Here is a 21,401-nt window from a genome sequence, read left to right as displayed (position 1 = left end):
TTTTAATTTATATTCAAGACTTATAATCAGATTAAATATAAATAACACATGCATCATTGGGCATTATAAATAATGATCTCTGATGCAAACTTTAAGTCACTCACATAGCTCGTTACTGATCTTGATCAACTGAAAAAGCAATCATCAGTAACTGAACCATCCACCTCAAAGCGTGTGTGTCATTTTTTACACCATTACATTTAATCAATCAATAGTACCCACAAGAATTACACCAAATACATTTATTGCTATAAACTTTTACAAAATAGTGGATAAAACGATCGCTTTTAACAAAAAACATACAAGCGCTGATGGGGAAAGTTCTTCTAAAAAACGTATTCAAAGTGAAAGGCTAAGTTGAGATTTCTCTGTTCAAGCGGGTTCGTGCACTTTCAATCATGTATTAATTATTACAATAAATTTTAAAATAGAAGGTGTGTTAAGATTAATATCAAATTAATAAAAATAAGTTTGACATTTGAATTTACCGCATAAACAAACCCACAAATAGAAATTTAGAATATATACTCAATATCAACAACTAAAAAAGAAAAGACACCGTACCTATTACGGTTAATTTATTATGTCATTTACATGAATACATAACGTAGAATATTCGAGATGAAAAAGGGCGAGCTTGGCATAATTTTATATTTTTATGAATCGATACTTTTTTGTGCAAACATTTTCATTTTTACAAGTAACCATAGAAGGTACGTTCCAATAAATCCGCACAAAGTGCCGATTTTATCAACAATTAAGTTTTCATGACGCATAAAAAAAAGCTAAATAATCTCTTTATTTTTCTTTATTTATTATTTCAAGCTAAGCAACTAAAGTTTAATTATTGATCAAAAAAACCTGTAATCTGGATATTTGAGTCATATTCTAGTCATAATTCATACTTTAGGTCAGAGTAAAGCCCATTAAAAACATCACAACTCTGTCACTTTAGTGACATAATACAAAACCGCTCAGCTCACTTTATTGCACACAATGCTTAACTCACGCTCTGACGCATTATTTCTCCCTCCGTCACCAGTAGAAAACAGCAATACAATTAAGAAGAACACTCTAAAAATCCGAACAATCCATCCCAATTTTTAAGTTTTACGCCAGGGTACTTTGAAACTACTATCTGACTTATCTATTTATCACTGCTCACCTTCATGGAGTTTCAATCTGTGGCTCAAATACTTAACGCAACCACCCACGACATTGGCGGATTGACAGTCAACCGACTACTGCCACATATGAAAAAGCGTATGGTTGGTCCATTTATTTTCTTCGACCATATGGGCCCAACCCATTTTCCTGCTGGGCAAGGGATTGAAGTTCAACCTCACCCTCATATCGGCTTATCCACTTTAACTTACTTGTTTGAGGGACGTATCCTGCACCGCGACTCTCTGGGTAATAAATTAGAAATAGCCCCAGGTGACGTAAATTGGATGACCGCAGGAAGCGGCATTGTGCACTCCGAAAGAGAAAGCTTTGAAGTCCGAGGAGGTGCCCATGCCATCAATGGCTTGCAATCATGGATAGCCTTGCCAGAACAATACTCTGACATCGACCCAAGCTTTGAACATATTGGCCGACATGACCTGCCACAGATCACACATAATGGTGTCATGACGCGAGTTATAGCTGGTGAGGCTTATGGCCTTAAGTCCCCAATAACAACCTATTCAGAGATGTTTTATGTCGATGTCATTTCACCAATTCAACGTACCATCACAGTGCCAAACCCAGATCAAGAAACCGCTTTATATGTAATTTTTGGGGAAGTTACTATCTCTGGTGCCTCCTACTCGCCGGGACAATTAGTACTTTTAGAGCAACAGGACACACATATAACGACCACCAAAGATGCTCGCCTGATCTTACTGGGCGGCGATAAATGGGAAAATGTACCTTATATACACTGGAATTTTGTCTCCTTTAGTAAAGCGCGTATTGAACAAGCCAAGCAAGATTGGCGTGAAGGCAACTTTCCGTCCATACCCGATGATGACCGTGAATTTGTTCCGCTACCAACAGGCAAACCAAAAGCTCAGCCACTGCGCTAACAATTTAGCTTTAATTAATTTGAGGAAAAGTAATGAGAGAAAAAATTGAATTCGTCAGTAATGAAAACACACTTGCAGGGCTATTGGAGCGTCCAGCTCAACATATCAAAGCAGTCGCGCTGTTTGCACATTGCTTTACTTGCGGTAAAGACATTGCGGCAGCCTCCCGTATTTCAAGAGCTTTGGTAAAGCATGGCTACGCCGTGCTGCGCTTTGATTTTACAGGGCTTGGCAATAGTGATGGGGATTTTGCCAATAGTAATTTTTCATCAAATCTAGATGATTTGTATGCAGCAGCAGACTATTTGCGTCAAAACCTGCATGCACCTCAACTACTTATTGGCCACAGTTTGGGCGGCGCAGCGGTATTAGCGGCGGCGGATCAAATTGAAGAGGTTAAAGCAGTGGTTACCATTGGCGCACCTGCGAACGCCAAACATGTCGCGCACAACTTTTCAGCTCAAATTGAGCAAATAAAGCAAACTGGAGAAGCACAAGTTCAACTCGGTCGACGTACTTTTAACATCAAAAAACAGTTTTTAGACGATTTAGATACGCATAGTAAGATGCAACACACGTTAAAGAATAAGGCACTGCTTGTTATGCACAGCCCAATTGATGATGTAGTTAGCATTGAGCAAGCAGAAGCGATTTATATGGCATCTAAGCACCCTAAAAGCTTTATTTCTTTAGACAATGCAGATCATCTATTGAGCAAAACGCAGGATGCTGAATACGCTGCAACTGCAATTTCTGGCTGGGCCAGTAAATACGTTGATCCACACCCAGAAACCGAAACTGAAGCGGTTCAAAATGGCCACCTTGTTGTCAGCGAGAAAGACCATAAATTTACCTTGAATGTTATCAGTGACAGTCACAGCTGGATTGCTGATGAACCAACCCAAGCCGGCGGAAAAAACCTCGGCCCCGATCCTTATGAGCACTTACTAGCTGCTTTGGGTACATGCACCGTGATGACAATGCGCATGTATGCGACCCATAAAAACTTGCCACTCAAGCACATAAAAGTGACGTTACAGCATCAAAAAAACCATCATCAAGATTGTGACACCTGTGAGCAAAAAGACAGTTATGCTGAACTCATTACTCGCAAAGTTGAGATTGAAGGTAATTTGACACTAGAGCAAGAGCAAAGGCTGCTGGCCATTGCCGATAAATGTCCCGTGCATAAAACGCTGCATAATCACATCGAGGTCAATACACAGTTAGTCAATGATGCCCAATAAGTTTGGACACTCACTTGGCGATGCAGTGTGCATCGCCAAGTGAATATTGCAGCAATTTATTTCTCTTCAAGCCTATCTTTATACTTATCGAACCACCATAAGATATATTCTAACTTTTGTTGCAAATACGAAGGTCTTGCTGTGAGCGCGTGACTCATATGTGGCATTCGCACCATGGCTGTATCAACATTCTGTAACTTTAATGCTTGATAAAACTGCTCTGTTTCAGAAATGGGCGTGCGATAGTCTGCCTCTCCGGTGATCAATAAGCTCGGTGTTTTGATGTTATTCATATACGTGATGGGTGAGTGCTTAAGATAATGCTCTGTGTTTTCCCACGGTTTTCCATTAAACCAGTATTTTGGAAACATAGGGTAAAAATCAGAGGTCAGCACAAAGCTATACAGGTTAACCGCCGGCTTCATAATCGCAGCCGCTGCAAACTGCTGTGTTTTACCCAACATCCAAGTGCCAATCATACCACCGCCAGAGCCGCCCATAATGTATTGCCTTGTTTCATCAATAAAGCCACGTTTAATCAAGGCATCAATACCACTGATCAAATCTTCATGCTCATGATTAGGAAAGTTATTATGGATCAACTGAGCAAATTCATTGCCATACGAGTCGCTGCCTCTCGGGTTCATGTAAAGTACAACATACCCACGGGCCGCCAACATTTGCAGCTCAGCAGTAAAATGCGGACCGTAGTTCGCCATAGGGCCACCATGTATTTCCAATACCAATGGATACTTTTTAGATTTATCGAAATTGGGCGGATAGATCACCCAACCATGAATAGGCCTATCATCATATTTTGATTTACTCCACAGCGCTTCCACTTGACCAAGCGTCACAGTATCTAAAAACTTACCATTAAAATTACTGAGTGTGCTGATCTTGCCTTCGCTCAACACAGCCAATTCTGGCGGCCTTTGAGTATTGGCAATAGGAAATGCAACCATACCATTACTCGCCACATCAAACTCTCCTCCCGCGTATGGTCGACCAGAAGTCATGTTACCGAGCCTGTCAGTCAGCACTTTAAAATCACCAGCTAAATCACTATAACCTAGCTGCGTTTTTCCCTGATCATCATAACTGAAATAGATGCCTGCACTATCGTGTCGCCACTGTAAACGCGCCACACTTCTATCGAGCCCTGCGGTTAAAACAGACACTTTACCTGTCTTCAAGTCTTTTACATACAACGCTTTATTTTGATAAATCATGCCATTGTCATCATAACCCGTATAGGCAAGGTATCGGCCATCAGGGGATACGGTCGGCATGTCATCGGGGCCATCACGCTCAACAACGCTTGTTATTGCATGGGTTTTTAAATCTAGATAATGTATATCGGTATTAAAGTGTGAAAACTCAGGGCTGGCATAACGCTTTGCAGAAAAATAAATGCCTCCTCCATCCTGTGCAAAGCTGATTTTTCCGCTATGACTGTGCTCGCCTTTTGTCAGCTGCTGAGGTGCGCTCGCTGTAGTTGATTGTAGAAAAATTTGGATCGCTCCCGGCGTCAAATACCCTGCCCCATTTAAACGATATCGGGTTGACTCAATCAGTTTTGGCGCTGGGGCCCAGTTGGCATTATCTGGTTTGCCCTCCAATGGGATAGGTAGCGTCTTTGGCTGCTCAACAAACATGGTAAAAGCGACCGTTTGATTATCAGGTGACCAAGTAAGATTACTTGGCATACTCGGGTACCATGATGAGTGATGAATATGACCTGTTTGAGTATCTTTAAAATTAATACGTGCTTGACCATCTACCACTGAAACAAAAGCCAATATATTTTGATTGGGGCTTAATAATGGTGTAAAGCTCGCATCCGATTGAATATCGATAGGTTGAAATTTTTCTGTAGCCTGGTGATAAACCCAAACATGGCTAGTTTTTTGATCATTGACTCTATCAAACTGATGTTTAACGAAGTAAATATCATTGCTTACATTTGAGACATCGACCTGATCGACATATTTAAGTTCGAAGTAGTCTTCAGGTTGTAAATACTGTTCATTGGCTGCTTGCACAACATCAGTATTCAACGCACAGGTTGCTGCAACCCATATAGTTGCAATTACATTGGTTTTTTTCATAGTTATTCCTCCTGTGCTTTCTTTGTATAACGACCAATACTATCCAACCAGTGAACAAACCCTTTTATCAGAAAACAGTCAGGAGAAATAAAAGTTAAAAGATTATAAAACAGAAACTTAAGCCACATAAAAAAGTAGACCAAAGTGTAGGCACGTCATCATGACGTTAATTTTAAGTAGAATAATCAACCACGGTGACTTCTAGAAACACCATGTGTTGACCTTAGTACAAACCATATTAGTCGAGGTTAAGTTGCGTTTCGTGCAAATCCAGTGGATAAACTTTAGATATTTTATCTTCTTTGGTACATTTTACGGCAACCTTATTTGACCCTACCGTGGTGGCATTTCGACAAGTAACAAATTGCGCTTTCATACCAAACCTACGTTTATAGTCAGCAACCACTTTGTCTATTTGCTGTTGCATCTGAGGGGGTGCTTTCGCATAGAGTGCACTATAAAAATTGACCCACTCTTCAATACCTGACTCAGCAGCCACACCTAACCAGCCCATACCAATTAATGTTGATTGCTCGACGTGCAGGCCTTTCAAAAACATAAATGCCAAATAATACTGGGCATCTTTATATCCCCAAGTAGCAAGTTCGCCAAGCGCCTCAAATGCCTCAGGATATGCTTTTTGATGATAGAGTTTAATGCCCTTTTTCTCTTGCTTATGGATCGCATTAATATCTTTAATGATGGCGCGATTAGATTGACACGCGGTGAGTAGCATGCATAACACCGCAAGAGCAAGTAACTTCTGAATCATAATAAATACTCAGCTAATTTGGCCATAAAGCTTATAATTTGAACAAGCGTAACTGGTTGTGATTAAACGCGCAAAAGGGAATAAGATGTAAAATTGAGGGATTTAAACTAAAAAAGCGGCGGGACACACCCCCACCGCTTTATTCAACACACTCTCTTCTTTCGAAGATAAAGGAACATAAGTATGCGAATACTTTGAATATTAACGATATTTTGTTACAAAATAGCGAAAATATCCGATATTTTTTTAAAGTCGAATACCACCGTCAATTTCAACGACACGACCTGTAAAGAACTCATTTTCAATAATATATTGTGCTGTATGGGCTATTTCTTGTGCTTCGCCCAAACGACCCACAGGTTTCATTTTAACCAAACGGTCTTTAGCTTCTGGCTTCATCGCATCCGTCATCTTCGTACGGATAACGCCTGGTGCAATCGCGCCGACACGAATACCGTAACGACCAAGCTCTTTTGCCCATGTTGTGGTCATTGCCACGACACCTGCTTTTGCAGCGGAGTAATTAGTTTGGCCAATGTTACCAGCACGCGCCACACTCGACATGTTAATAATCACGCCACCTTGATCTGCCTCAATCATTTTTACAGCAGCCTCACGACCACATAGGAATACACCTGTTAGGTTGACATCCATCAGTGATTGGAATTGATCAAGCGACATCTTGTTAACCACTTCACCTTCTTTGACTTTAACAAACAAGCCATCACGTAAAATACCCGCATTGTTGATAAGCACAGATAGCGAGCCAAAGTCTTGTACAATTTTATCAAATACTTCTTCTACGTTGCTTTCAATACTAACATTTGCAACGTAAGTTCTAACGGTTACATCAAATTGGCTAAGCTCTTCAACTGCAGCATGCAATACTTCTTCTTGCATGTCTACAAGCGCAAGGTTTGCACCTAAGCTTGCCATTTTATGTGCCATAGCAAGACCTAAGCCTTGCGCGCCCCCAGTAATAACAACCGTTTTATTTTCTACATTCATAATTAAATTTTAAACCTTTACGTTTTAAGACTTTTCAGAGAAAAGTTTAAATATCGCACTAAAATCATCTGACCCTTTGCCTTGATTTTGCATCAGGTTATACAGATTTTTAGCCAGTGCGCCCATTGGGGTGGCTGAATTTGTCTGCTGAGCGGCCTGCATTGCAAGTCCTAAATCTTTTGCCATCAAATCCACCATGAAACCCGGTTTGTACTCATTTGAAGAAGGCACGTTGTCCAGTACATTCGGGCATGGGTTATACACTTCAAGTGTCCAATTGCGCCCAGAGCTATTGAGCATGATTTCACTCAATACTTTGGGATCTAAGCCGTGATCTACACCCATTTGGAGTGCTTCGCTGGTCCCTGCCATTAAAATTGACAGCAGCATATTATTACAAATTTTTGCGACCTGCCCGGCACCTATGTCCCCAGCATGATAGATATTTTTACCCATATCCTTCAACACTGTGTGCGCTTTGGCAAATTCTTCGTCGCGTCCACCAACAATGAAAGTCAACGTCCCAGCAGCGGCTCCTGCCACACCCCCAGACACTGGTGCATCAACAAAAGACACGCCCGCATTTGCCAGTGTTTTACCAACAAACTGAGCAGACTCTGCATCTATTGTCGAACAGTCAATAACCAGTGCCGACTTACTAAGGTAGTTGATTAATCCATCTTCGCCAGTATAAATTGAGCGAACATGTTTGCCCGCAGGCAGCATGCTGATCACAAAGTCTGCACCTGCGCAGGTATCAGATACTTTCTTAGCAGCGCTTGCGCCTTGCTCAACTAATTGATTTACCACTTCTTCATTTAAATCAAATACAGTGACATCGTGACCTGCTTTGACTAAATTTGCAGCCATTGGGCCACCCATATTGCCTAGGCCAATAAATCCAACTTTTGCCATTTTTATTTCCTTACATACTTGCTAATGGGTGGTTTTCATCATCCCACTTTGGTACAAAAAAGCCGTCAACCACCTCACTATCAACCTCAGCAATTGATTTGAAGCACCAATTTGGCTTGCCGTCTTTATCAATTAACAGTGCACGCACACCTTCTTGAAATTCACCAACCTCACCACAGTGAACGGACATACTCAGCTCTTGTGAAAAACAGGCTTTTAACGATTGACCAGCAAGGCGTTTAAGTTGCTCACTGATCAACACCGCACTTAAAGGAGAACCATGCTTTAAACCCGCTTGCGCTTTACTTAGCCATTTATTATCGCTGCTATCCATGGACAATATATGGTCAACCTGTGCGGCTAAATCAGCGTATTCAACTAACTTCTTAATGTCTTTTTCCAGTGGCTTGATGGCACTGTTCGGCAATGAATGTGCGCCCTCTTCTATCGATAATAGAAGCTGCGTCAACTTATCATGGTTGAGCACATTCGTTTTGCCCCAGTTCACTTCACTTAAGTTATGAAGCAAAATATCAAAATGATCTGCATTGATGAAATGATCAGCTAATCCGACAAACTTTGCATCATTGGCATTCACAGAGGCGCCTGTTAAACCTAAAAATAGACCAACACCTTCTGGCATTTTGTTGAGGAAATACGAGCCACCTACATCAGGATATAAACCTATGGTAATTTCAGGCATCGCAATACGAGATGTCTCAGTAACTACACGGTGACTTGCACCCGCCATTAGGCCAAGGCCGCCACCCATAATGATACCGTTACCCCATAAAAGGATAGGCTTGTCATAATTATGGATTTGATAATCTAGGCGGTACTCTTCGCTAAAGAAGGTTTCCAAGTAATTATTGTCGTCGTCAGCAGCCATCGCTTTGTACAGACTGACAATGTCACCTCCTGCGCAAAAGGCCTTTTCACCAGCGCCTTTAAGCACCACCATGGCAATACTGTCATCTGCCGACCATTCACTTAGCTGCGGCGCAAGTAAACGTATCATATCTAAGTTAAGCGCATTCAACGCTTTTGGCGCATTTAAGGTCGCAACAGCGACCTTCATGTCGTTATTACAGTGCGCCAATTGGAACACGACCGGCGCGTCTTCTTGGTTTAGTAACTGTAATTCAACCATTAGCCATTCACCCAATTTGCTTTGCGTTTCTCTAAGAATGCGTTTACGCCTTCTTTTTGATCTTGTGTATCAAATAATGTCACGAACAATTCGCGCTCAAGCGGCAGTGCACTGTCAATCGTGCCTGTACGACCTTTTTGAATAAGTGACTTACATGCTGTAACCGCAACAGGACTTTGATCTTCAACTTTTGTAGCAAGTGCCAGCGCAGCTTCTAAAGCTTGACCCTGCTCTACCACTTCTTCAACTAAGCCAATTCTCTCTGCTTTATCAGCTTTAAGACGCTCACCGCATAAAATCATACGCTTCGCCCACCCTTCACCAACCAGCCAAGATAGGTTTTGTGTGCCACCAGCACAAGGAAGCAGACCAACCTTTGCTTCAGGTAGTGCCATTTGAGCTTGTGTTTCAGCAATGCGAATATCACACGCCAACGCCACCTCTAAACCACCGCCCATTGCAAAGCCATTGATGGCCGCAATTGATACACCACGGAAGTTGCTCAGTGTTTCGAATGCTTCACCAAAGACACGCGACATATCAGCAGCAACGCCTTTGTCACCATCCGCGAATACATTTAAATCAGCACCCGCGGAGAAGAATTTTTCACCTTCGCCGGTAATAACCAACGAGTAAATCTCTTTATCCGTGTTTAATTCGTTTACCAGCTCTTTTAAGCCAACCAGCGTGTCACGTGTCCACGTGTTTGCAGGTGGATTAGACATAGTAACAATTGCAATGTGACCACGTTTTTCAAGTTTTAATTGTGCAGACATTTATTTGCTCCTTATAAAACGCTTGCAGCGCCTTCGGCTAAAATTCGACGGGCAATGATCACACGCATGATCTCGTTTGTGCCCTCTAAGATTTGGTGAACGCGCACATCACGTAAATGGCGCTCAAGTGGGTATTCTTTGATATAACCATAACCACCGTGGATCTGTAGTGCATCATCACACACCTTTGTGCCTACATCTGTCGCAAAGCGTTTTGCCATCGCACAGTAAGTGGTTTTCTCCGGGTCATTGCTATCTAGTTTAAACGCTGCCAAGCGCACCATTTGGCGTGCTGCAACCAGCTCAGTGTTCATGTCAGCAATTTTAAATTGCAGTGCTTGGAATGCTGCCAGTGGTTTACCAAACTGCTGACGTTCTTGCATATACTCTTTTGCTGTATTCAGTGCTTGCTGCGCAGTACCAATAGAGCATGTGGCAATATTGATACGACCACCATCAAGGCCTTGCATCGCAAACTTAAAGCCTTCGCCTTCTTTACCCATCAGGTTGGCTGCTGGAATTCTGACATCTTCAAAGGTAATTAAGCGTGTTGGCTGTGCATTCCAGCCCATTTTCTCTTCGGCTTTACCATAAATAACGCCAGCCGCATCCGCTGGGACAACAAATGCTGAGATCCCTTTAGGGCCTTCTTCGCCAGTACGTGCCATAACAACTAACACGTCCGTCTCACCTGCACCAGAGATAAACATTTTTGAGCCATTTAAGACATATTCATCACCTTCAAGCACCGCTTTGGTTTTAAGTGATGCCGCATCAGAACCTGAGCCAGGTTCAGTTAAGCAGTAAGATGCTAATAATTCACCCATTACCAGCTGGTCCATATATTGGCTCTTTACCGCATCGGTACAAAAACTGGCGATCATCCAAGTTGCCATGTTGTGGATAGTCAACATCGCTGTCGTCGCGGTACAGCCCATAGACAGCTGCTCAAAGATAATGCTTGAATCTAGGCGAGATAGACCTAATCCACCCGCTTCTTCTGGTGTATATAAGCCGCAAAAACCCAACTCACCCGCTTGTTTAATTACATCTTTAGGAAAAATATGCTCCTGATCCCAGCGCGCAGCATTTGGCGCAAGTTCAGTCATAGCGAATTGGTAAGCGGTTTCGGCGAATGCCTGTTGATCTTCATTCAGATTAAAGTCCATAAAAGACCTCTCTTGTTGTCGTATCAAGCGATTTTCATCACTTGTTTTTATTCTTGTTGCACCTGATCTGCGTCAGGCGGTACTACTAAAAGCCCAGCATAGGTACTGGGCTTTGGAAATATGCTGAATTAACGTAAGTTAATGCTCATATTAGGGCCGGTTACCGCTTCATCAGCAAACCAGCGAGATGTGATAGTCTTCGTCTCTGTGTAGAAACGTACACCTTGTTTACCATACGTGTGCACATCACCGTAGAAAGAGTTTTTCCAACCCGTGAATGAGAAGAAAGGAAGTGGCACAGGAATAGGAATATTAATACCAACCTGACCTACTTGAATTTCTTGTTGGAATTTACGAGCAGCAGCGCCGCTTGCTGTGAATAGCGATACACCGTTACCATACGGGCTGTTATTCACCAACGTGATTGCTTCTTCAAGCGTATCAACAAACACACAGTTTAGTACTGGACCAAAGATCTCTTCTTTGTAAATGTCCATGTCTGTTGTCACATTGGTAAATAATGTTGGACCTACCCAGTTACCGTTTTCATAACCTTCAACGGTAAAGTTAGAGCCATCAAGTAAACAAGTTGCACCTTGCTCTTTGCCCGATTCAATCAAAGACAGAATACGCGCTTTTGCCGCTGCTGACGTTTGTGGGCCATATGCAGCTTCAGGGTCATTCCACACACCTGGGCGCACTTTTTCAAGGCCCGCTTTTAAGTCATCAACCCACTCTTGTGATTTGCCGACAAATACAGCAACTGAAATACCCATACAACGCTGGCCAGCAGCCCCCACTGATGCACCAACAAGGTTATTAATTGTTTGCTCTTTGCTCGCATCAGGCATGATTACCATGTGGTTCTTAGCACCTACACAAGCTTGGACGCGTTTAAGGTTTTCCGTGCCTTTACTATAAATGTATTGACCAACACCACACGAGCCAACAAATGAGACTGCGCGGATCTCGGGGGCTTCTAAAATCTGGTCAACTTGATCTTTGCCACCGTGCACAACCTGTAACACCCCTTTTGGCGCACCGGCTTCTTCGAATAGTTCTACTAGGCGCATTGGTGTTAGTGGGTCTTGCTCTGATGGTTTTAGTACAAATGTATTTCCGCATACAATCGCCATTGGGAACATCCAAAGTGGGATCATTGCAGGGAAATTAAATGGCGTGATGCCCGCACATACACCAAGCGGTTGAATGTATGAGTATGTATCAATGTTACGTGCTACGTTTTCAACAGTTTCACCCATCATCATAGCCGGCGCATTCGCTGCTTGCTCAACGACTTCAATACCGCGCCAAACATCGCCCTTGGCATCTTCGAATGTTTTGCCAAGCTCATGACAAATGATAGTAGCGATTTCTTCTTGGTGCTCTTTTAATAATGCAGCATAGCGCATCATGATACGTGCACGCTCAGGTACAGGGACATTCTTCCAAGTTTGGAACGCCTCTTGTGCTGAATTAATAGCTGCTTGTACTTCTTGTGACGTAGCGCAAGGTACCTGTGCAAGGACTTCTTGATTTGCTGGATTAACAACGTCTAACCATTTGTCAGACTGCGACTGTGTGAATTCACCGTTGATGTATAGTGGTACCTGGTGCATTTTGCACTCCTCCCCATAAAAACTGAAAGTAGCGCCGCGTTAGAAATTAGTATAAGTGCGGCGCTTTGACGATTTTAAACTTCTACTGCTAGTGCAACCGCCTCACCACCACCGATACACAGTGATGCGATGCCTTTTGATAGACCACGATTGCGAAGTGCATGGATAAGTGTCACCAAAATACGCGCACCACTTGCGCCAATTGGGTGACCTAGCGCACATGCACCGCCATTGACGTTAACTTTTGCACTATCAAGTTGCATTTCATTGATAGCAAGCATAGTTACCATGGCAAATGCTTCATTGATTTCCCAAAGGTCTACGTCTTCTTTTGACCAACCCGCTTTATCAAGTAATGAGTTCATCGCACCCACTGGCGCAATTGTAAACTCAGCTGGCGCTTGAGAATGTGTAGCGTGCGCCACAATTTTACATAGCGGGGTTAAGCCATGTGCCTTTGCTTCAGACTCACTCATCAAAATAAGCGCTGCTGCACCATCTGAAATAGATGACGAGTTAGCCGCTGTGATGGTGCCGTCTTTTTTGAACGCTGGACGTAGTGAAGGAATTTTATCTGGACGTGCGTTACCTGGCTGCTCGTCTGTTGTTACTTCAATGTTACCTTTGCGAGTAGAAATAACATGCGGAATCACTTCATTGTCGAAGTTGCCGCTTTCAATTGCTGCGTTTGCTTTACTTAGTGAATTAAGAGCAAACTCATCCATATTTTCGCGAGTAATGCCATATTGATCAGCAGTATCTTGAGCAAAACAGCCCATTGCTTTTTTATCATATGCATCTTCAAGACCGTCAGCCATCATGTGGTCGATAACTTGATTGTGGCCCATACGCATACCACCACGCGCATTTGGCATGAAATATGGTGCATTTGTCATGCTTTCCATACCACCTGCAATCGCAGTTTTGATACTACCTGATTTAATTAAATCATGAGCGAACATGGCTGCTTTAAGACCTGAGCCACATACTTTATTAATGGTTGTTGCACCCGTTGAACGTGCAAGACCTGCATGCAATACAGCTTGGCGCGCTGGCGCTTGACCGAGACCTGCTGGCAATACACATCCCATAATGACTTCATCGATGCTGGCATCCGATAAACCAGTATCATTCATGACAGCTTTAATTGCAGTTGCACCTAAATCTGTTGCAGCTGCTCCAGATAGGCTTCCCATAAAACCACCCATAGGGGTACGTTTTGCTGCTACGATGACTACGGCTTCGTTACTCATTTAAAACTCCTGTTAACAAGCAAATTGCTTGCTTTTAGTAATCTCTTACGTCGAGCATACCTAAAATTTACGTTTACGCCAACGTAAATCTAAAAACAAGCGCTTTGCGATTTTCAAAAATGTAAAGTTTACTTGCACAGCTGTCTTGCCAAGTTGGCATTTTACTGCGCATTCCCTTGCTATATCCCATGTTTAAGAGCAAATTAACAAAGCATATAGTGCCTTATGCGAGCTAAAAGTAGTTCAAGATCCAGATTTTGCATATGCGACTAAAGCATGATGCAAAAACGACACTTTACCTTTACGTAAACTTCACTTATATTGGTCTAATCAGTTTCGAAGTAAGTGTGTAAATAATGCAAGACACCAATAAAGAACCAACCTACTCAATAAGCGAACTCGCTAAGGAATTTGACATTACCACACGAAGTATTCGTTTTTATGAAGATCAAGGATTACTTTCGCCAGAACGTAATGGTCAGACCCGTATTTATTCAAAACGAGACAAAGTGCGTCTTAAACTTATTCTGCGCGGAAAGCGACTTGGTTTTACGCTTGCCGAAACTGGCAGATTGTTTGAGCTTTATGATGCAGACAAATCCAGCGAAAAACAGCTCCATACTATGCTGCAATTAATAGAAGAAAAAAAAGCAGATTTAAGTCAGCAAATGGATGACATAAAAGTCGTCCTGATGGAACTGGTGACAGCAGAAAGACGCTGTCTCGATACATTAAAAGAATTACAAGACTAATCAGTACACAGTATTTGTTCGCTGAGGCGTTGACCAAAAGCGGCCTCAGTCACCCGCTTGGGTATAACACAAATTCTCACACAGGATGACAACAAGATGAGCACAGTATCACTCTATAAAGAACTCAATTTTGGACTTGGTGAAACCGCAGATATGATCCGTGATCATGTCAATAACTTTGCCACCAGCGAAATCGCACCATTGGCAGAAAAGACCGACCAAGAAAATAACTTTCCAAATGAGCTATGGCCAAAGTTTGGCGAAATGGGCTTACTCGGCATCACTGTGCCAGAGGAATTTGGCGGTGCGAATATGGGCTATTTAGAGCACGTAATCGCGATGGAAGAAATTAGCCGTGCAAGCGCGTCTATTGGTTTAAGCTACGGTGCACACTCTAATCTGTGTGTAAACCAAATCAACCGTAACGGCAACCAAGCACAAAAAGAAAAGTACTTACCTAAGCTAATCAGTGGCGAGCACATCGGTGCGTTGGCAATGAGTGAGCCTAACTCAGGTTCTGATGTGGTTTCAATGAAACTCAAAGCCGAGAAAAAAGGCGATAAGTACGTACTGAACGGCAACAAAATGTGGATCACCAATGGTCCTGATGCTGATGTATTTGTTATATACGCCAAAACTGAATTAGATGCAGGCCCTCGCGGTATTACCGCTTTTATCGTTGAGCGTAACTCTCCTGGTTTTTCTACTGCGCAAAAACTCGATAAGTTAGGTATGCGCGGGTCAAACACCTGTGAGCTTGTATTCGAAGACTGCGAAGTACCTGAAGAGAATATTCTGGGTACGTTGAATGAGGGCGTGAAAGTCCTAATGAGCGGACTTGATTATGAGCGCGTTGTATTAGCAGGTGGTCCACTGGGTATCATGCAAGCATGTATGGATGTGGTTGTGCCATATATTCATGAGCGTCAACAGTTCAATCAATCGATTGGCGAATTCCAATTGGTACAAGGCAAAATCGCAGATATGTATACGCAAATGAATGCGGCGCGTTCATACGTATATACCGTAGCAAAAGCGTGTGACCGTGGTGAAACCACTCGTAAAGACGCTGCTGGCGCAATTTTATATGCCGCTGAACTTGCTACCAAACTTGCTCTAGATGCGATTCAGCTACTTGGCGGTAATGGTTACATCAATGAATACTCAACAGGTCGACTTTTACGTGATGCCAAGCTTTATGAAATTGGCGCAGGTACGTCTGAGATACGTCGTATGCTGATTGGTCGTGAGTTATTCAATGAAAGCCGTTAAGGAGAAGTGGCATGACGGTATTAAATACTTCAGTTAATACGCATGACCAGCAATTTAAAGACAACCATGACGCAATGGCGTCATTGGTTGCAGATTTAAATGATAAGGTCGCAAATTTAAGTCAAGGTGGCGGCGAAGCCCTGATAGCCCGCCATCAAAGTCGCGGAAAACTATTTGTACGCGACAGAATTGATACCCTACTTGACGAAGGCTCTCCCTTTTTAGAAATTTCTCAATTTGCCGCGTTTGGCGTATACGAACAAGACATCCCATGTGCTGGTGTTGTCGCTGGGATCGGACGCGTTAAGGGTGTCGAATGTATGATTGTTGGCAACGACGCCACTGTAAAAGGCGGCACTTATTTCCCTTTGACGGTTAAAAAGCATTTAAGAGCACAAGAAATCGCAGAGTGCTGCCACTTACCATGTATATATCTAGTCGACTCTGGTGGCGCTAACTTACCTGAACAAGACGAAGTATTCCCAGATAAACTGCATTTTGGTCGCATCTTCTATAATCAGGCCCGTATGTCAGCCAAGGGCATTCCACAAATTGCCGTGGTCATGGGCTTATGTACCGCAGGTGGTGCCTATGTGCCCGCCATGGCTGATGAAAGCATCATAGTCAAAGAGCAAGGTACGATTTTCTTAGCAGGTCCGCCTTTGGTAAAAGCGGCTACTGGTGAGGAGGTCAGTGCAGAGGATTTAGGTGGTGCAGATGTCCACTGTAAAGTGTCTGGTGTGGCCGATCACTATGCAGAAAATGACGAACACGCCCTTTCAATTGCGCGCCAATGTATTGAACGACTAAACCATCAGCGCCCTACCCAACCTATTCTAAAAGACATCAAGCCACCAAGATATGATATTAGAGAGATCTACGGCATTGTCGGTACCGATCTGAAAAAGCCATTTGATGTCAGAGAAGTCATTGCACGCATCGTGGATGACTCTCAGTTTGACGAGTTTAAGCGCTACTTTGGTGAAACGCTTGTCACCGGCTTTGCCGAAATATTTGGCCGCCCTGTGGGGATCGTCGCAAATAACGGTATTTTGTTTTCAGAGTCGGCGCAAAAAGGCGCACACTTTATCCAACTGTGTGCACAACGTGATATTCCTCTGTTGTTTTTACAAAATATCACTGGATTTATGGTTGGCCAAAAATACGAAGCCGAAGGCATCGCCAAACATGGTGCCAAAATGGTTACCGCGGTGTCTTGTGCAGACGTACCTAAATTTACGGTACTGATTGGTGGCTCATACGGCGCTGGTAACTACGGCATGTGTGGTCGCGCATACGAACCCACCATGATGTGGATGTGGCCAAATGCGCGAATATCCGTCATGGGTGGCGAACAAGCCGCTGGCGTACTCACGCAAGTCCGTCAAGATGGCCTTGCGCGTAAAGGCCTGAGCATGAGCGATGACGAAGTTACTGAGTTCAAAAAGCCGATTGTCGAGCAGTATGAAAAGCAAGGTCATCCATACTATGCCAGTGCAAGACTCTGGGATGATGGCATCATCGACCCAGCAGACACACGCAACGTATTAGGTCTGGCGTTAGAAGCTGCGGCGAACGCGCCGAGTCAAGAATCTAAGTTTGGTATTTTCAGAATGTAGGGGGCGTACATGTCTGTCACTTTAAATATAACAAAGAGCAAAGTGGCGATTTTAGAATTAAGTCGTCCTGAAAAACACAATGCATTTAATGCTGAAATCATCGCAGAGCTAATCAAAACCATTGATTATGCCAATAAACTAGACATTCGCGCATTGGTTTTAAAAACCAATGGTAAGCACTTTTCAGCCGGCGCTGACTTAGCTTGGATGAAGTCAATGGCGGATAACAATTATGAAGAAAACGTCGCTGACTCTTTAGAGCTGGCAAAGCTGATGCAAGTGCTGGCTTCCTCTCCTCACCCAACGCTATGTTTGGTGCAAGGTGCCGCTTTTGGTGGCGCTCTTGGCCTTATCGCTTGTTGCGATATCGCGGTTGCCTCACCCAATGCAAAGTTTTGCTTAAGCGAAGTCAAGCTAGGCCTTATCCCTGCGGTTATCAGTCCCTATGTGATTAGAGCGATTGGCGAAAGGCAAGCAAGACGTTACTTTTTAACAGCTGAAGTCTTTCAAGCTGAGAAAGCCCTCGAGCTTGGGCTTATTCACCAGATCAGTGACAATTTAGAACGAAGTGAAGAATATTTCATTGAGCAGCTTTTAAATAACGGCCCAACTGCCGTCAAAAGTGCAAAGTCTCTGATTGATGAGGTCGCTGGTAAAGCCATCGATGAGCAACTGATCACACACACCGCAAAACGCATCGCTGAAATTCGAGTGAGTGACGAAGGACAAGAAGGTTTGAGTGCCTTTTTTGATAAACGCGCGCCTAATTGGCAACCGACGGCAAGCGAATAAGGAGAATAACATGTTAAAGAAAATCTTAATCGCTAACCGAGGTGAAATCGCCTGTCGAGTCATGCGCACCGCAAAACGCTTAGGCATGAGTACAGTCGCGGTTTATTCAGAAGCGGATGCCGATGCACTGCATGTTAAACAAGCAGATGAAGCCTATTTCATTGGTCCTGCACCAAGTAAAGACTCATACCTTGTCAGTGAACGTATTTTAGAGGTTGCCAAGCAAAGTGGCGCGGATTGTATTCACCCAGGCTACGGCTTTTTGTCAGAAAATGATGCTTTTGCGAATGCCTGTGAAGAAAACAATATTGTTTTCATTGGCCCACTTGCCAGTTCAATCGAAGCCATGGGGTCAAAAACCCGCGCAAAAGAAATCATGGCACAAGCCAATGTGCCATTAGTACCAGGCTACTACGGCCAGCAGCAAGACACCGAGTTTTTAACTTCTGAAGCTGAAAAGGTTGGCTACCCAGTCCTTATCAAAGCCGCTTTTGGCGGCGGTGGTAAAGGTATGCGCGTTGTCAGAAGTGCTGATGAGTTTTTGAGTGCATTAGAAGGCGCTAAACGTGAAGCTTTGGCAAGCTTTGGTAACGACCTAGTCTTACTAGAGCGTTTTGTCGATAAACCGCGCCATGTAGAAGTACAGGTGTTTGCTGATAACCATGGCAATTGCGTTTACTTGGGCGACAGAGATTGCTCACTGCAGCGTCGTCATCAAAAAGTCATTGAAGAAGCGCCTGCACCCGACTTAAGTGATGCGCTACGTAAAGAGATGGGGGAAGCAGCGGTTCGATGCGCACAAGCCATTAACTACCGTGGAGCCGGTACGGTTGAGTTTTTACTGTGCGGTGACGAGTTCTTCTTTATGGAAATGAATACGCGCCTGCAAGTAGAGCACCCGGTCACTGAAATGGTGACTGGACAAGACCTAGTTGAATGGCAAATTCGTGTGGCAAATAATGAGCACCTGCCACTTTCGCAAGCGCACATCACATTACGAGGCCACAGCTTCGAAGCGCGTATTTATGCAGAAGACCCTGAAGAAAACTTCATGCCCTACTCGGGTAATTTAGCGCATCTGAGCTTCCCTAAAGCACAGCGCGGAGTGCGAATAGACACTGGCGTGCAACAAGGTGATGAAATTAGTCCGTTCTATGACCCAATGATCGCCAAATTAATTGTGCATGGTCACGACAGGCGCACGGCTTTGCTTAAGCTCAGGTCTGCGCTTAACGAAGTACACCTAGCCGGTGTGAAAAGCAACATTGCGTTTTTACATCATTTAGCTGAACATCCAACCTTTATGGCTGGTGCACCTGATACGCACTTTATTGATACGCAAACAGACGAGCTGACATCATCTAAAGCGCCTAGTGATACTTTGGTGTGCTTGGCAAGCATTGCTTACCTTGCTCACAAACAAGCACCGAAACTCAATACCCCTTGGCAGCAAGTTGGCTTTAGGCTCAATCAAGCTCGTAAGCTCACCGTGCCATTTACCGAGCACTTTGTCGTTGCACAGGCGCAAGGTCATCATTGGCAAGTTCACTACCAAGACTTTGAGCATCGCGTAGAAGCCAAGCTTGAAGGTCACCAACTGATTGCGAATGTTGATGGCAAGCGCATGATCGCCGATGTGCTCATTGACGAGTCAACAATCACGGTAATGTACGGCCCTTATCAGCACACCTTCGAGCTTAAAACTAAGCACTACGTGAGCGAGCAAGAGCATCAAGAAGCACCTTTGGCTGCGCCACTGAATGGCACCGTCGTGAAACACCTACAAACAGTGGGAGCAAAAGTCAGTAAAGGGGATCCTATTGTCGTGATCGAAGCGATGAAGATGGAATATACCCTTAACGCACCATTTGATGGCACACTGGCAAGCTACTGCTTTGATGAAGGTGAGCTCGTCAGCCATGGCGCTATGCTGGCTATCGTTGAGGAAGAAGCGAATGGCTAACTACCCTACTCAAGTTAAAATTGTCGAAGTGGGTGCCCGCGATGGCTTGCAAAACGAGGCCTCGGTCAGTACACAAAGCAAAATAACGCTCTTAAATGCGCTGGCAGACGCGGGATTAAAACACCTTGAAGCGGGCGCTTTTGTCTCCCCTAAATGGGTGCCGCAAATGGCTGATTCGGCGCAAGTGATACAAGGCATTACACGCAAAGAAGACGTCGAGATAAGTGCGCTTACACCGAATCTAAAAGGGGCTGAATTGGCCCTTGAAAACCAAGTTGACGAATTTGCTATCTTCACGGCCGCCAGTGAAGCATTTACGCAAAAAAACATCAATTGCAGCATTGAAGAAAGCATTGAACGCTTTCGCCCCGTGGTTGAACTTGCACAAAAAAACAACATCAAAGTAAGAGGTTATGTCAGTTGTATTGCAGGCTGCCCCTACCAGGGAAAAGTGGAACCCGAGCAGGTTCTCGCAGTATGTAAACAATTGTTGGCACTTGGTTGTTATGAGATAAGTCTTGGCGATACCATAGGCGTCGGCACCGCAAATCAAATAGAATCGCTACTAAGCTTGCTACTCAAACATATCCCAGCACAAAGGCTTGCAGTACATTTCCATGATACTTATGGGCAAGCCCTTGCAAACATCCATAAAGCGCTTGAAATGGGCATTGCAACAATCGACAGCGCGGTTGCTGGCCTTGGAGGCTGCCCTTATGCCAAAGGAGCGTCAGGAAATGTTGCCACTGAGGATGTTATTTACTTGCTGCAAGGACTTGGCATCAGTACCGAAATTGATTTAGAAAGGCTAGCAAAAGCAGGTTGGCAAATTTGCGATGCGCTCAACAAAGCACCTATAAGTAAGGTTTCTTTGGCATTAAAAAATACGTGCCAGTCTTAACAACAAGACAATA

General features: G+C 43.8%; 17 protein-coding genes. 8 read left to right on the top strand and 9 right to left on the bottom strand.

All coding sequences use genetic code 11. The features are described 5' to 3' along the window. Positions 1-1,184 precede the first annotated feature (1,184 nt). Together JF50_RS02625 and JF50_RS02620 are read left to right on the top strand one after the other, a co-directional pair. Positions 1,185-2,069: a pirin family protein gene (locus JF50_RS02625; RefSeq protein WP_039607944.1), complete on the top strand. Its 885-nt coding sequence runs from the start codon at positions 1,185-1,187 to the stop codon at positions 2,067-2,069. Between the two features lie 32 nt (positions 2,070-2,101). Then, positions 2,102-3,316 carry an alpha/beta fold hydrolase gene (locus JF50_RS02620; protein WP_039607943.1) on the top strand — a complete coding sequence of 405 codons (1,215 nt, stop codon included), beginning with the start codon at positions 2,102-2,104 and terminating at the stop codon, positions 3,314-3,316. A gap of 56 nt (positions 3,317-3,372) precedes the next feature. Here JF50_RS02620 and JF50_RS02615 read toward each other — a convergent pair whose 3' ends face one another. The 9 genes from JF50_RS02615 to JF50_RS02575 form a co-directional block, all read right to left on the bottom strand. Beyond that, positions 3,373-5,427, bottom strand: coding sequence for an alpha/beta hydrolase family protein (locus JF50_RS02615; protein ID WP_152614441.1), 2,055 nt, complete (start codon positions 5,425-5,427; stop codon positions 3,373-3,375). Positions 5,428-5,665: 238 nt separating this feature from the next. After that, positions 5,666-6,199 carry a hypothetical protein gene (locus tag JF50_RS02610; RefSeq protein WP_039607942.1) on the bottom strand — a complete coding sequence of 178 codons (534 nt, stop codon included), beginning with the start codon at positions 6,197-6,199 and terminating at the stop codon, positions 5,666-5,668. Between the two features lie 246 nt (positions 6,200-6,445). After that, complete coding sequence (locus JF50_RS02605; RefSeq protein WP_039607941.1) at positions 6,446-7,207, bottom strand: SDR family oxidoreductase; 762 nt, start codon at positions 7,205-7,207, stop codon at positions 6,446-6,448. 24 nt (positions 7,208-7,231) lie between these two features. Then, on the bottom strand, positions 7,232-8,122 hold the full coding sequence (gene mmsB / locus JF50_RS02600) for a 3-hydroxyisobutyrate dehydrogenase (protein ID WP_039607940.1): 891 nt from the start codon (positions 8,120-8,122) through the stop codon (positions 7,232-7,234). 10 nt (positions 8,123-8,132) lie between these two features. Beyond that, positions 8,133-9,272 carry an enoyl-CoA hydratase/isomerase family protein gene (locus JF50_RS02595; protein WP_039607939.1) on the bottom strand — a complete coding sequence of 380 codons (1,140 nt, stop codon included), beginning with the start codon at positions 9,270-9,272 and terminating at the stop codon, positions 8,133-8,135. Beyond that, positions 9,272-10,048: an enoyl-CoA hydratase gene (locus tag JF50_RS02590; RefSeq protein ID WP_039607938.1), complete on the bottom strand. Its 777-nt coding sequence runs from the start codon at positions 10,046-10,048 to the stop codon at positions 9,272-9,274. The genes JF50_RS02595 and JF50_RS02590 overlap by 1 nt, the downstream gene beginning before the upstream one ends. Before the next feature lie 11 nt (positions 10,049-10,059). Beyond that, complete coding sequence (locus tag JF50_RS02585) at positions 10,060-11,217, bottom strand: acyl-CoA dehydrogenase family protein (RefSeq protein ID WP_039607937.1); 1,158 nt, start codon at positions 11,215-11,217, stop codon at positions 10,060-10,062. Between the two features lie 128 nt (positions 11,218-11,345). Beyond that, a complete protein-coding gene (locus tag JF50_RS02580; RefSeq protein WP_039607936.1) occupies positions 11,346-12,836 on the bottom strand; it encodes a CoA-acylating methylmalonate-semialdehyde dehydrogenase in 1,491 nt (496 codons plus the stop codon). Positions 12,837-12,910: 74 nt separating this feature from the next. Then, a complete protein-coding gene (locus tag JF50_RS02575; protein ID WP_039607935.1) occupies positions 12,911-14,089 on the bottom strand; it encodes a thiolase family protein in 1,179 nt (392 codons plus the stop codon). 356 nt (positions 14,090-14,445) lie between these two features. Between JF50_RS02575 and JF50_RS02570 the strand changes: the two genes are divergently transcribed. The 6 genes from JF50_RS02570 to JF50_RS02545 all read left to right on the top strand — a co-directional run bounded on the left by JF50_RS02570 (position 14,446) and on the right by JF50_RS02545 (position 21,388). Next, on the top strand, positions 14,446-14,841 hold the full coding sequence (locus JF50_RS02570; protein ID WP_023400459.1) for a MerR family transcriptional regulator: 396 nt from the start codon (positions 14,446-14,448) through the stop codon (positions 14,839-14,841). Positions 14,842-14,937: 96 nt separating this feature from the next. After that, positions 14,938-16,113, top strand: coding sequence for an isovaleryl-CoA dehydrogenase (locus JF50_RS02565; RefSeq protein WP_039607934.1), 1,176 nt, complete (start codon positions 14,938-14,940; stop codon positions 16,111-16,113). An 11-nt stretch (positions 16,114-16,124) separates the two neighbouring features. Beyond that, a complete protein-coding gene (locus JF50_RS02560; RefSeq protein ID WP_039607933.1) occupies positions 16,125-17,732 on the top strand; it encodes a carboxyl transferase domain-containing protein in 1,608 nt (535 codons plus the stop codon). Positions 17,733-17,741: 9 nt separating this feature from the next. Beyond that, positions 17,742-18,524 carry an enoyl-CoA hydratase/isomerase family protein gene (locus JF50_RS02555; protein WP_039607932.1) on the top strand — a complete coding sequence of 261 codons (783 nt, stop codon included), beginning with the start codon at positions 17,742-17,744 and terminating at the stop codon, positions 18,522-18,524. Between the two features lie 10 nt (positions 18,525-18,534). Next, positions 18,535-20,487 carry an acetyl/propionyl/methylcrotonyl-CoA carboxylase subunit alpha gene (locus JF50_RS02550; protein WP_039607931.1) on the top strand — a complete coding sequence of 651 codons (1,953 nt, stop codon included), beginning with the start codon at positions 18,535-18,537 and terminating at the stop codon, positions 20,485-20,487. After that, positions 20,480-21,388 carry a hydroxymethylglutaryl-CoA lyase gene (locus JF50_RS02545; RefSeq protein ID WP_039607930.1) on the top strand — a complete coding sequence of 303 codons (909 nt, stop codon included), beginning with the start codon at positions 20,480-20,482 and terminating at the stop codon, positions 21,386-21,388. The genes JF50_RS02550 and JF50_RS02545 overlap by 8 nt, the downstream gene beginning before the upstream one ends. Positions 21,389-21,401: the final 13 nt, after the last annotated feature.

It is taken from the genome of Pseudoalteromonas luteoviolacea, assembly GCF_000814765.1.
GTDB lineage: Bacteria > Pseudomonadota > Gammaproteobacteria > Enterobacterales > Alteromonadaceae > Pseudoalteromonas > Pseudoalteromonas luteoviolacea_H.
This window is presented reverse-complemented; position numbering and strand designations above follow the sequence as displayed.